We start from the raw sequence: 13422 nt of genomic DNA, 5'->3' as shown, positions 1-13422 counted from the left end.
AGTGCGAGGTGCGTCATGCTTGATACGTTGTTGTTGTCGCGAATACAATTCGCAGCAAATATTAGTTTTCATATTCTCTTTCCCACGATAACCATCGCGTTAGCTTGGTTTCTGGCGTTTTTTAAACTCAAGTATGACCTAACCGAACACCCGGTTTGGTTAAGAGCTTATCGCTTTTGGGTCAAAATTTTTGCATTGACCTTTGCACTCGGTGTCGTAAGCGGCATTACTATGTCGTTTCAGTTTGGTACAAACTGGCCCGGTTTTATGGAGAAAGTCGGCAATATTGCAGGTCCCTTGCTCGGTTATGAAGTATTGACCGCATTTTTTATGGAAGCAACATTTTTAGGGATCATGTTGTTTGGCATGAAGCGCGTACCACCTAAAATACATACTTTAGCCACTTTTATCGTCGCCATTGGTACAACGCTTTCCGCATTTTGGATCCTGTCTTTGAATAGTTGGATGCAAACCCCGACGGGCTTTGAACTTAGAGACGGTATCGTATATCCCACGGACTGGTTTGAAGTTATTTTCAATCCTTCATTCGGTTATCGCTTCTTCCATATGCTACTAGCTAGTGCACTGACGGCTTCATTTTTGATAGCTGGTGTCAGTGCGTATCGGATGCTGAAAAACGACGAAAAACATGCCCCCAAAAAGGCGCTAACCGTTGCGTTAACAGTTGCGGCCCTGCTTACTCCATTGCAGGCTTTCGTTGGCGATTTGCATGGCCTAAATACGCTAAAACATCAACCACAAAAAATTGCAGCAATGGAAGGGGTTTGGGAAACAGAGAAAGGTGCACCACTACTATTATTCGCAATTCCGAATGAGGAAGAAAGACGCAACGACTTTGCGCTCGGTATTCCTAACATGGCAAGTTTTATTCTTACCCACGACGTTAACGGTGAAATTAAAGGGCTTAATGAATTTAAAGGTGAACACCCACCTGTTAAGCCCGTCTTTTTCGGTTTTAGAATCATGGTTGGGATGGGCATGCTGATGATCTTAGTTGCGTTTGTCACTCGTTTTACATTATGGAAAAAGGGCGAGTTACCGAAGTGGCAACTGAAAACGCTTGTTGCGATGACTTTCTCAGGCTGGGTGGCTACCCTCGCAGGCTGGTATGTCACAGAAATTGGCCGCCAACCTTATATCGTCAGTGGTATCTTAAGAGTTGAAGATGCAGTCACAACAATTGCCTCAGAAAACGTCTTATTTACACTCATTGGCTATCTGACGATATATGCAATCTTACTGTACGCTTATATTCGCACTTTGTTCCACACTGCTAGCAAGTCTGTAGAAGTGGAAGAGTACGACATGAAGGAATTTGCTGAGGAGGTGACTCGTGTTTAATCCGGAATATCTATCTCTCATCTATGCCGGTTTGATGGCACTCGCTGTGCTTGTTTATGCAATATTAGATGGTTACGACCTTGGCGTTGGCATGATGATCCCGCTGGACGATAAAGAAACCGCAGACACTATGATAGCCTCTATCGGTCCATTTTGGGATGCTAATGAAACGTGGTTAGTTTTAGCTGTAGGCCTCGCATTTATCGCATTTCCTCAAGCCCATAGTATGATCTTGCAGGCGCTCTACATTCCTGTTGTGTTTTTACTCTTTGGCTTAATTATGCGTGGTGTCGCTTTTGATTTCAGAGCAAAAGCGAGAGTTAAACGCCAAAGGCGCTGGGACAAAGTATTTAAATTTGGGTCACTACTCACATCATTTGCGCAAGGGTATATGCTGGGGCTTTATGTTATAGGCTTTGAAAATACCCCTCTAGCCCATGCATTTGCGGTCTTTAGTGGAATTGGCGTTGTCTGCGCGTATGGCTTGATTGGTTCTGCATGGCTAATTATGAAGTGTGAAGGGCAATTGCAGCAAGATGCGATTAGCTGGTGCAAAAAATTTGCGAGAGTAGCCTTTGTTGGGGTGTTGCTCGTTTCTATCATCAACCCAGCGATTAATGAGTGGATCTATGAGCGTTGGTTTGACCTCCCGATGGCCTTAGTCGTATTACCAGCCCCGATTATTTGCTTGTCGCTCTTTGTAATTTTAGAACTTGTGTTACAGAAACTACCAAAGTCGCCGGATAATGGTGCTTGGTTACCGTTCCTGATTTCAGCATTTATCTTTGTGCTTTGCTTCTTCGGCTTAGTTTATAGCTTTTACCCATTCGTAGTGCCAGGCAAGCTAACCATCTTCGAAGCGGTCGCTGACGCATCGGCTCTTACTTTCTTATTATATGGCGTAGTCATTGTGGTGCCGACCTTAATTGCATATACACTATTTTCGTACCGAGTCTTTTGGGGCAAGGTTCAACCTTTGTCCTACTATTGACACTTGCATACATTAGCCCAACCAAAAGGCAGCGAGTTGGACGCTGCCTTTTTTATTGCTTTATGAATACTACTCGTCTTTGCTATATGTCTTTTTTGTTTACTGCAAATCTAATGCCTGCGAAGCAAGCTTTATCATCCAATAAATAGGCATAAAAAATCCCGCTATTCGAGCGGGCTAAGTCTGACTTTGTGGCTAAATCTTTGGGTAACCTATTCTGTCAGATAAATATCCAACGCTTGAGGCAAAGTAATAAGATCTATTCCAATTCATTAAAGCCTTGTAATTGTCATAAGCCAAGTACATCCGGCCATTGGCGTCATCTGGCATCACTAAAGCGGCTGTGATATTCACTTTTGGCAAGTCAGTGCCATCCATCCTACGAAGACCAAGCGCTTGCCACTCCTGCAATGAACGCTCTGATTTACTCCACTCTTTTAACCATTCGCTGTGCGTTTTAGTACCACGCTTTAAAATGTAGCTATTGTCAAAACCTTCAGGTAGCTTAACTTGGCGACCCCAAGTGAGATCGTCGTTCCAGCCCACACTTTTCAGGTAATTGGCTATTGACGCAAAAGCATCTTCTTGTGTCGTCCAAATGTCCTTACGACCATCTTTATTATAATCGACAGCATAAGACGTAAATGAAGTTGGCATAAACTGAGTTTGACCCATTGCTCCTGCCCACGATCCTTTGAAATCATCCAGACCGATGTGACCATCTCTTAAAATATCCAGCGCAGCCCACAACTGACTTTTATACAAAGCTTCTCGACGACCATCAAAAGCAAGCGTCACTAACGCACTAATGACTGGATAGCCGCCTTGAATACGACCAAAGTTGCTTTCAAGGCCCCACAGGGCAACAATAAACCGTGCCTGTACGCCATATTCTTTTGCTATTTTTTCTAAAGATTCTTGGTGTTCTTTGTAGAGTTTGCGAGCCTGTTGGATTTTCCATTCAGGGACGCGCTTGGGTAAATAAGTTTCTAGTGTTTCGACAATTTCTGGCTGGGATTTATCAGCCTTAATCACCTTTTCCTTAAATACTGCTGTTGCAAAAGCCTCATCAACTAATTGTTGTGTATAGCCCTTGTCAATCGCTTCTTGTTTTAAGTTTTTGAGGTATTCATCAAACTTCGCTTGAGTATTAGCAAAGACTGATGTGGACAAGCAAACTGAGGCTACTAGTAGGGAAATTTTTTTTATCACGAATCTGTTACTCCGTTTTGCTTTCTAAATTCATCAAGCAAGCTTTCTGTATGCGGTGGAAGTTGCAAGTAAAACCCATCGTCAGTTAATTTTTGCTTAACCGTTTCAAGATCAGCAATTCCCAATTTTGTTCTTCTCGCAAGGTCAATAATCATGACATAGGTAGGAGTGCCGAAAGTTTCCATTAACGGTGCAGGGACATTGGAAAAATCATCTCTTTTAGTTACAAAAAGATAGGTATCCGCTTTTTTTGGACTTTTGTATATGGCAGTGAGCATTATAAGCCTATAAATTCTTGCTAATCATGGGCGGTCACTATACCATGCTATTAGTAAGTTGTGGAAAGTTTTACTACGCGCTAAAGTCAGCTAGATAAGGCTTTAGCGGCGGTTGTAACAGAAATTTGAGTACATATGGCAAATCAAACATTCGAACTAAAAGGAAATCTATTTACACTCTCTGTGCTGCAGTTGTTTTCTTTAGATCTGACCAAATTAAGGCAAGATCTTGATAGCAAAATTTCGCAAGCGCCTAAATTTTTTCAAGGTGCACCAATTGTCGTTAATTTAGCTGATGTTCAGGAGCAAACTGTAGAATTCAAAGAGTTAAAGCAAACACTGGTCGATTTACAGCTCAATCCAGTGGGTGTGTGTAGCGGTACTCAAAGTCAGCACGACTTAGCCAAAGAAGCCGGGTTTTCTGTACTAAACTATTCAAGGGATGTGCAACCGAGTACCCCATCACAATCTCAAGCAGCAGAAGTAGTAGAAAAACAAGTTTATCTTCCTGCTCAAATTGTGAACGGAACGGTACGTAGTGGTCAGCAAATTTATGCTAAAGACCGTGATCTGATCGTGCTAGGTGCTGTAAGTCATGGTGCAGAAGTTATCGCCGATGGTAACGTGCACATTTACGGTACTTTACGTGGTCGTGCAATCGCAGGTGCGCAAGGCCAAGAAGACACGAGTATATTCTGTCAGCGCTTAGAAGCTGAGCTGGTGTCTATAAACGGGAGTTATTGGATCAGTGATTCGCTGCAAGGTGAACACTGGGGTCAAGCTGCTCAAATAACACAACAAGACGAATCATTAAAAATTACAGCTTTGGTCAAAGGATAAATCAGATGGCAAAAATTATTGTCGTAACTTCAGGTAAAGGCGGTGTTGGTAAAACAACGTCAAGTGCAGCAATTGGTACTGGCTTAGCGCTAAAGGGTTATAAAACAGCCATTGTCGATTTTGATATTGGTCTTAGAAACCTCGACTTAATCATGGGATGCGAGCGTCGCGTTGTTTATGATTTTGTCAACGTTATCAACGGTGAAGCAAATTTAAATCAAGCATTGATTAAAGATAAGCGCGTTGAAAAACTTTATATTCTTCCAGCTTCTCAGACTCGTGATAAAGACGCCCTCACTCGAGAAGGGGTTGAGCGCGTGTTAAATGAGATGAAAGAAGAATTTGATTTCATCATTTGTGATTCCCCTGCAGGTATTGAGGCAGGCGCAATGATGGCATTGTACTTCGCAGATGAAGCCGTGGTAGCAACTAACCCTGAAGTTTCATCCGTTCGTGACTCAGACCGTATTTTAGGTATTCTACAAAGCAAGTCGAAGCGCGCTGAAATGGGCCTAGAGCCGGTTAAGGAACACCTATTGCTTACACGTTATAACCCAGAGCGGGTAGATAGCGGTGAAATGTTGTCGGTAGACGATGTAAAAGAAATTCTAGCGATTGACTTACTAGGTGTAATACCTGAATCAAAAGCAGTACTTAATGCGTCGAACTCAGGTCAACCGGTTATCTTAGACCAAGAGTCTGATGCAGGCCAAGCATACAGCGATGCAATTAACCGCTTATTAGGTGAAGTCGTTGATTTCCGCTTCTTACAAGTTGAGAAGAAAGGTATCTTCAAACGGATCTTTGGAGGGTAAGGTGTCATTACTAGATTATTTTCGTTCTGAGAAAAAAAATAGCGCATCATTAGCGAAAGAGCGACTGCAAATCATCGTTGCGCACGAACGCTCAAAGCGTGGTACACCTGACTACTTACCACAACTTAAGCAAGATATCCTCGATGTTATTCGTAAATATGTGAAAGTAGATTCGGATGCTGTCAACGTCCAGTTTGAACAAAACGAGGATGACTTAGCAGTATTAGAATTGAACGTTACTCTACCTGATGATGAAAAGTAACAGTTTGAGTAAATGTAATAAGGGCTATTTCTATAGCCCTTATTTATTTCGTTTTGCCCATTCTAATTAAGCTGTCAAGGGGCTTTACATTGCCCTACTCTTTGCTTAATTTCCGAACTTCAGGTCACTTATTCTTATTTAAGGACAAAGTACCTTTGACCCTTTTTGCAGGCTTAGCATTGGGCTTTGGGCTTGACTTACGTTTGTTGTGACTGTGATTTTGTTCACCATTTCGCGTTTTTGGCTTAGGCTTAACGCTATTTTGGTTGTCGAGTTCAGTTGTTCGATCTTTGCTGTTATGCGCTCGCCTATCTTGCTTTGGACGACCAACCTCACTAACTTCACTTCTAGGCTTATCATGCTGTTTTCCCGCACCAGCACCCGCTGATGCCTCTTGCGTTTTACTCGATGACTCTGTGGCGTGATTAATCGCTCGCATTTCGTCTTCGCTAAGGTGACGCCACTTACCAGAGCTAAGGCCAGTTAGATCGATATTCATTATCCGAATACGTTTAAGGTGTGTTACTTCAAATCCTAGATATTCACACATTCTGCGAATTTGACGATTTAAGCCTTGGGTCAATACAATGGTAAATGACTTAGCCCCGGTTTTACGAACTTTACAAGGCTTTGTGACAGTGCCAAGGATTGGAACACCTGAGGACATACGTTTTACAAAGCGCTCATCAATGGGCCTATCGACCACAACCTCATATTCTTTTTCATGGTTATTGCCGGCGCGAAGGATTTTATTGACCATATCGCCTTGGTTGGTCAAGAAAATTAATCCTTCGGATGGACGGTCTAAGCGACCAATAGGGAAAATACGCTCAGGATAGTTGATTGCACTGACAATATTGCTTCTGATTTTTCGCTCGGTGGTACAAGTTACACCAACAGGTTTATTATAAGCAATAAATACAGCCTTTGGCTTTGCTTTCAAAGGCTTACCATCAATGATGATAGTGTCAGCATCAGACACTTTGGTGCCCATTTCTGGTAGAATTCCATTTACTTTGACACGGCCTGAGGCGATTAAGTCATCAGCTTCTCGACGACTGCAGAATCCAGTTTCACTGATGTATTTATTGAGGCGCTTTTGCTCTGTCACGATACAACCACTTTGAGTAAAAACCCGTATTGTAATCGCTTCAACCACTTTACACTACTGCATTTCTACTTTTGCAAACTTTTTCTTAATAGCTCAGGAGAAAAATGATACTGCTCTTTAGGCTTTCCTCTAAGACTCATTGTCTTGTAATCGATAGATTGCCAGTTTTTCGCTGACTTTATCCAGTAATAGTCAGCTAGATTTTCCTTGGTGATCACAGTTAAATCAAACGCAAGTTCAGTGTTATCCTTCCAAAAAGGGTGCCCATAATAATGATCGTACACCGAAATCAACGCCCAAGCCCCCATCATAAAGTGTCCACCAACGGATGCTTGCATCTCATTGTGTTCAATAAGCTCAAAAGTGTCAGACAACCAATCAAATCCACCAAACACTATTTGTGAGGTGCTTGATGCTGCTGCGGTGATAGCTCCCATCGCCATCAAATCTGACGCACACCAAATAAGGTTTGTTTTTGGATAGCGGTGCAACAATTTCTTAGTCTTATCAAGCGCTTGTTCTTTTGACCAGCCGGCGTAGACAGTTTGCTGAACCACCACGCCAACTTCATCAAAAAAGCGCTTTGCACCGTTACTTCTAATATCTGACTCTGTGCCATAGTGACCATTGATAGCAATAGGGTAAATTGTCTCATGACCGTTAGTTTTAGCTTGTTGGTATAGCTGCTTTGCCAAATCGTAACCGGCTTGGTCATTATCGTGATGCACTTCCCCAAGCCAATACTTATAGTGTTCTTTTGGATTACCAATCGCTTGCCTTTCAGGGCCAGAAATCGTTTCTTCTAAAGTAATATGATTGATACCATATTTTTCTAAAAGCTTTAGGCTTTCCTCGGCACCACCAGGATAATTAATAAGGATGACATAATCGGGAGTAGCACGATAACTCAAATATTTTTTAAGCTCAGCAAGCTGTATAATTCGGTTTCCTTCTCCATAGATCACATCTAATCTAATATCGAATTGATCCGCTGCCGCTTCTGTAATGCCTTGGACGCGCTGCCAAAATGGTTCACCAGGCACAGAAGGATTAACAAACAAGACATTTAAAGACTGTTTAGCATCAACACTAAAACACACCATCCATAGCACTACCCCAATTAGTACTTTTTTAATCATAGCGGGCTCTTCGTATTACTAGCAACTTCAATAACTTCTCAAATGGGCCTTGCTTAAACAACTTAAAATAAATAGACGCAAGGGCTAATTGAATTATAGACGCAATTACAAATGCCGAGAAATAATCCACCCGCTCCCAAGTGCTGATAGCGTTCGGGTTTATAAAGTAAAAATAGCTTACAAACACAATTGACTGGAGAAGATAAAACGAAAGCGCTAGGCGCCCAACACATTGTAAACTCCAAAGTTGATGTTTTGCACCTCGCATTGCCGCCTTAATTACAACGACATAAAACAACGCAACGGGTATCGCAAGGATCCAATCTATTCCTTCAAAAAACTCGACGCCTAGCTTACGCTCAAGAACAAAGCCTACAAATGACAAAATAATGGCTACAACGGCAAACAAATTAATTTTATGAATAGGTTCAGTACGCTCTAAATCAAACATTCCACTTCGATATAAACGCATACCAAGTAGCATTAACCCGGCGGTATACCACAAAGTAATAACCGGGATAAGCAAACTAATAATGATAAAGTACAGGCTATTAAGGATGAGTAGTTCTAAGTAGCTTGCTGGAATTTGCTGCAAAAACTCGAGGTAGACTTCTGAAGTTCTATTTATTTGTGGTTCTGGATCAATTAATAGCAATAAGCTGATAGCAATAGAAGGGACTAAAATGAATCCAATCGCATAGCGGTTTAGCTTTTTGTCGCTCGCATCTATAAATCGTAGCGCTACAAATCCACTCAACGCATAATTAAATAAAATATCTCCAGGCCAAACCAACAGACCGTGTAACACACCGAAAACCATTAACCATGTTAGTCGATGTCTTGCAAGGCTCTGATCATCTGTCTTTGCTACCTGAATGCACAATGCCGCCCCAAATAACATGGCAAATAAGGTTCTGAATCGACCATCAAAGAAAATACTGTTAACCATTGCGAAGAACGGATCAAGATAGTGGGCAGTTTGAGCTGGTACATAACCCAACTCAAAATTGGCCATATGCACCATATTCATGGAAAGCAAGCCAAGCAGCGCGAACCCGCGGATCGCATCCATCGCAATAATTCTATTCATCAATACACACGGTTTTTATACATATCAGCCCAGTTTATCGCAGCGGCATGAAAATCAGGAAGGTTTTCGTCTTTATAGTTTAAATAACTGCACGCATCCTGCAGAGTCCACCAGCTTCCAGACTCATAGGCTCTAACGATATTTAAAATATAATATAGTGTGTTGGGTTTGCCTATCAAAGCATCATGGAGTTGCTCAGGAAAAGGTAGCTTGTTTACAACCTGCTCCATTGGCCTGTCAAGAATGGCATCAAGCAGAGAAAATAACCCTGTCATAAAGCTCATATTGGCAAGCCCTGGCGATATTTGCTGTGCGATAAGTTCACAAAACCGTGAACGAACGATAGAAAGGCGTGTTAATTCTGTCGGTTTTCCCTCGGCTACGTGGGCTGTCATAATTAAGTTTACAAACTTTTTTACACGCTCGTTTCCTAAATATACCAGGGCTTGCTTTAAAGATTCGATACGACTTTTGATCGGAAATACGCCGGAATTAATAAGCCTTAGCAGTTTATACGCAAGCGCAGTGTCCTGAGCAAACAACTCGGCTAATCGCGTAATACTCATATTCGGTTTGAGTGCTTCTTCATAAATGAGCATGACTATCACATAATTGATAGTAATGTCTTTTTGCTCAATCATTTTTGGTTTTGCAAAGAAGTAGCCTTGAAAGAACTGAAATCCCATCTTTTTAGCTTGCTCGAATTCTTCTTCGGTTTCGACTTTTTCCGCAAGTAGTTTAATGTTCTTTCGCTCTTTAATCATGTCAATCACTGGCACTATAGTGTCCAGCGGGTTTTCCATGACGTCGAACTTAATCAACCTTACGAGCTTTAAGAAAGGTTCCCATTCTTTTGAGTATTCAAAATCGTCTAACGCGAGTCTAAAGTTGCTGTGAAATAAGCCTCTTATCCGCTCATAATTTTGTTTTGTTGGCGGAATAGTCTCCAATAGTTCTAAGATCACATCACTTGCTGGGAGAAACTCACACAGCTCCTGACGTAATGAGTCTGGACCAATATTAATTAGCGCTTTCTTTCCCGAAGTGAGATATCGCATGCCGAGGTTAAGTTGATTATTCATTATCAGCTTGGCTGTCGCTGCATCATCTGCAATATTTGGAAAGCTATTTTTTACACCATCGCGAAACAACAATTCGTATGCAACAACTTGTTTTTTACGATTAAATATGGCTTGGCGGGCCACAAAAACCTTCAAACAAAAACTCCTTCGTACCTAAAGTGAACAATCGCACTTTTGGTTTAGCAATTTTTAGATTTTAACCCTTTATGATGATAAAGAAAATCAACCTAAGCTATTAAGAATCAAAATAATAGCTTAAAAGATAATGCAAAATGACAAAAAAGAAAGGCCAAAGCTATCTTTTGATACCTTTGACCTAGTTTTTTGTTTAGCAACTGAGCCAATTGCTAAATACTTAACACAGATGCGAAAATTTTTTTATCTACGTTTTTTCTATCTATATAATTGTTCGCAGTATTTTTGTGCAACATCAGACCAGTCAAAGCGCTGCATACGAGCTTGCAGCCTGAGTTGTTGATATTTTTCGCAATCTCCTATCAGATCAGCAAGTGCTAATTCAAAAATCGCAATAAACTGATTACCTTGCTCTGCGAGTGTTTCCCCTTCAAAGCAATAGCCTGTTTCATTGTGTTTTACCGTATCATATAGTCCACCCACTTTATGTACGATACAAGGTTGTCCAGCGCGCATCGCAAGCATTTGGCTGATACCACAAGGCTCAAAGGAGCTTGGCATTAAAAACAAATCACCTAATGGGTACAGTTGCTCGCCGAGTGCTTTACCATAACCATTTAAAAACAAGACATTGTTATGGCGTGCCATTACTTCGGTAAATAGCTGCTCAAGACTTGGGTCACCAGAGCCTACAATCACAATACGTGCTCCTTGGTGCTTGGCTATTTTTGCAATGTCATCGAGCACAATGCCTGATTGGGTAGGCTGTCTTAAAATAAGTGCTTTTTGATCGGTGAGACGACCAACACTTGTAATTAGCTTGCCGCTAAAGGCTTCGTCACGCCAAGCGAGTATGCGCTGATGAGCAATGTAAAACCGAGACAATACTTGGCTTGATTTTGCCATCCATTGAAACACATGCTGCTCAGCAAGCGCCAAATAGTCAGCAAAAATTAGATTCTCTTCGTCACCTGACTCATCATACACACAACCGTTTAAAATACCTGCTAACCGTCCTTCATGAGACGCATGCTGCATGTCACTTTCTAACCCTTCGCCACCAAAAAAACCAAGCTCAGGATGACTCGGGATCATCACTTCTTTGGCATAGTTAGGAGAAACAACATGCACTTTGTCTGAAAGATTAATAGCCGCTCGCATCGGATTAAAGCAGTGAGGATATTTAGGATCGCAAATACTGAGCCCATCATAGGTGAGTGTCGGAAACCAAGACTCAAGGCTAGAAAAGTCATGATTAAAAGGCCGGATCCCTTGAAGCGCAAGGTTATGCACAGTATAGACTGTCCTTAGCGCCTTTAAGCGTTTGAATCTTGGACTAAACTGACGAAGTACAGCAACGACAGCAGCGTGCCAGTCATGTAGGTGTACAACATCTATCTCAGCTATCAACTCATGTTCAATAAGTTCAGCAACTGCCGCACTAAAAAACGCAAATCGATTTGCATCTGTCGCAAAGGGCTGGTGAGGATCATTACAGTAAATAGCGCCGTGATGCTCACTAAACAATGAGTGTGAAATGACATACTGAGTGACATTGTCACTTTCTTCAACAGACCAAAGAGTCGCCGTTTCTAGGTGTTGACGAAAAGGGACGGCAATATCAGCGACTAAGTTTCGATTTAAAGCAGCTTGGCCATAATCGGGTGTGACTACCGATACTTTAATGCCAAGCTGCGCCAATGCATAAGGTACGTCGCGTATTACATCTGCGACGCCCCCCACCTTACAATTTGGCAACCGATCGTTTTCGGCTGCCACTAAAATTACATGCATAGTACCTCTACATGGATCATTTATTATTTTTTTCCGCAAGCTCTGCGAGCATATCTCGGGTCACCAATACGATCCCCTTATTCGACACTCTAAAGCCATTCTCTTTGTCTAGGTCAGTATCGTAACCAATTGTCATCCCCTCTGGTATTTGACAACTGCGGTCAATGATTGCGTTTTTGATTTTGCAGTTACGCCCGATTTTGGCACCAGGCAACACAACGGCTCCTTCAATTTCACAATACGAGTGAACATGCACATTGGAAAACAGCAATGAACGCTTAACTTTAGAACCAGAAATAATACAGCCACCAGAAACCGTCGAGTCTACGGCCATACCGCGTCTATCATCATCATCAAATATAAATTTAGCTGGTGGTAGCTGTTCCTGATAAGTCCAAATTGGCCAATGAGGATCATAGAGATCAAGTTGTGGTTCAGGAGAAACCAGCTCCATATTTGCTTCCCAGAATGAGTCAAGCGTCCCTACATCTCGCCAATACGGCTGCCCTTCATGTGATGGGTCGCAAAATGGATACGCATATACATTATGCTCTTCTATGATGGATGGGATAATATCATGACCAAAGTCACGACCAGACCCTTCTCGTTCCGCATCCTTTTTTAACTGCTCGAATAAAAACTCAGTGTTAAACACATAGTTCCCCATAGACGCCAAACATACACCTGGCTTTCCAGGGATTGACGTCGGATCTACCGGCTTTTCATCAAAGCGACGCACACGGTTGCTTTCATCCACAGTCATTACACCAAACGTTTTCGCTGCTTCTTCACAAGGCACTTCAATACAACATACGGTCATATCTGCACCTGTCTCAACGTGCTTTGCAAGTAAGCCACCGTAATCCATTCTGTAAACATGATCACCCGATAAGATCATAACGTATTTGGGAAGCTCATGACGAATAATATCCATATTCTGGAAAACTGCATCTGCTGTGCCGCAGTACCACTCATCACCATATCGCTGTGATGCTGGCAATATTTCTACAGATTCTCCAAGTTCCTTTTTAAAGTGTCCCCATGCGCGATTAACATGGCGAATAAGGGAGTGCGACTTATACTGCGTGGCAATACCAACCCGTCGGATCCCTGAGTTAATGCAGTTAGACAGTGGGAAATCGATAATTCGATGTTTGCCGCCAAAATAAACAGCGGGTTTCGCTCGCCAATTGGTGAGCTCGTGAAGGCGCGAACCTCTTCCACCCGCAAGTATTAAAGCATATGTTTCTCGAGTGAGGGTACTAATATAACGATTCGCATAATTAGGCATTATTTCTTCTCTCCATAACT

13 protein-coding genes are annotated in these 13422 nt (G+C 42.0%); 5 read left to right on the top strand and 8 right to left on the bottom strand.

Annotation, left to right across the window (positions count from 1 at the left end):
• Nucleotides 1-15: 15 nt before the first annotated feature.
• Complete coding sequence (locus QSH61_RS20480; protein ID WP_039495168.1) at nt 16-1362, top strand: cytochrome ubiquinol oxidase subunit I; 1347 nt, start codon at nt 16-18, stop codon at nt 1360-1362.
• A complete protein-coding gene (locus QSH61_RS20475) occupies nt 1355-2353 on the top strand; it encodes a cytochrome d ubiquinol oxidase subunit II (protein ID WP_010372949.1) in 999 nt (332 codons plus the stop codon). The genes QSH61_RS20480 and QSH61_RS20475 overlap by 8 nt, the downstream gene beginning before the upstream one ends.
• A gap of 195 nt (nt 2354-2548) precedes the next feature.
• On the opposite strand, the gene QSH61_RS20470 is transcribed toward QSH61_RS20475, so the two are convergent.
• Together QSH61_RS20470 and QSH61_RS20465 are read right to left on the bottom strand one after the other, a co-directional pair.
• Nucleotides 2549-3565, bottom strand: coding sequence for a lytic murein transglycosylase (locus QSH61_RS20470; protein WP_206472000.1), 1017 nt, complete (start codon nt 3563-3565; stop codon nt 2549-2551).
• A complete protein-coding gene (locus QSH61_RS20465; protein WP_010605401.1) occupies nt 3562-3843 on the bottom strand; it encodes a YcgL domain-containing protein in 282 nt (93 codons plus the stop codon). Before QSH61_RS20465 ends, QSH61_RS20470 begins: the two co-directional genes overlap by 4 nt.
• A gap of 135 nt (nt 3844-3978) precedes the next feature.
• Here QSH61_RS20465 and minC point away from each other — a divergent pair, with 135 nt between their 5' ends.
• Genes minC through minE form a run of 3 tightly spaced genes read left to right on the top strand, consistent with a single transcriptional unit; the run spans nt 3979 to nt 5760 of the window.
• The gene (gene minC, locus QSH61_RS20460; RefSeq protein ID WP_010372958.1) at nt 3979-4683 is read left to right on the top strand and encodes a septum site-determining protein MinC; all 705 of its coding nucleotides are present in this window, start codon (nt 3979-3981) and stop codon (nt 4681-4683) included.
• A gap of 5 nt (nt 4684-4688) precedes the next feature.
• Nucleotides 4689-5498, top strand: coding sequence for a septum site-determining protein MinD (gene minD / locus QSH61_RS20455; RefSeq protein ID WP_010372960.1), 810 nt, complete (start codon nt 4689-4691; stop codon nt 5496-5498).
• A gap of 1 nt (nt 5499) precedes the next feature.
• Nucleotides 5500-5760, top strand: coding sequence for a cell division topological specificity factor MinE (minE, locus tag QSH61_RS20450; RefSeq protein WP_010372964.1), 261 nt, complete (start codon nt 5500-5502; stop codon nt 5758-5760).
• Nucleotides 5761-5884: 124 nt separating this feature from the next.
• Here the strand turns inward: minE and rluF are convergent, their stop codons facing one another.
• The 6 genes from rluF to glgC form a co-directional block, all read right to left on the bottom strand.
• Complete coding sequence (gene rluF, locus QSH61_RS20445; RefSeq protein WP_206472062.1) at nt 5885-6871, bottom strand: 23S rRNA pseudouridine(2604) synthase RluF; 987 nt, start codon at nt 6869-6871, stop codon at nt 5885-5887.
• Nucleotides 6872-6936: 65 nt separating this feature from the next.
• On the bottom strand, nt 6937-8010 hold the full coding sequence (locus QSH61_RS20440) for an ABC transporter substrate-binding protein (protein WP_174169229.1): 1074 nt from the start codon (nt 8008-8010) through the stop codon (nt 6937-6939).
• Nucleotides 8003-9100 (bottom strand): DUF418 domain-containing protein, encoded by a 1098-nt coding sequence (locus QSH61_RS20435; protein ID WP_227387912.1) that lies wholly within the window; start codon nt 9098-9100, stop codon nt 8003-8005. Before QSH61_RS20435 ends, QSH61_RS20440 begins: the two co-directional genes overlap by 8 nt.
• Nucleotides 9100-10317, bottom strand: a complete 1218-nt coding sequence (locus QSH61_RS20430) for an EAL and HDOD domain-containing protein (RefSeq protein WP_174169230.1) — start codon at nt 10315-10317, stop codon at nt 9100-9102. Before QSH61_RS20430 ends, QSH61_RS20435 begins: the two co-directional genes overlap by 1 nt.
• A 258-nt stretch (nt 10318-10575) precedes the next feature.
• Nucleotides 10576-12111, bottom strand: coding sequence for a glycogen synthase (locus QSH61_RS20425; protein WP_206471999.1), 1536 nt, complete (start codon nt 12109-12111; stop codon nt 10576-10578).
• Nucleotides 12112-12127: 16 nt separating this feature from the next.
• Nucleotides 12128-13402: a glucose-1-phosphate adenylyltransferase gene (gene glgC, locus QSH61_RS20420; protein WP_010372983.1), complete on the bottom strand. Its 1275-nt coding sequence runs from the start codon at nt 13400-13402 to the stop codon at nt 12128-12130.
• Nucleotides 13403-13422: the final 20 nt, after the last annotated feature.

The organism is Pseudoalteromonas sp. JC3 (assembly GCF_030291895.1).
Classification (GTDB): Bacteria; Pseudomonadota; Gammaproteobacteria; order Enterobacterales; family Alteromonadaceae; genus Pseudoalteromonas.
Note: the sequence above shows the minus strand (reverse complement) of the source record. Positions and strands in the feature narration are given on the sequence as shown.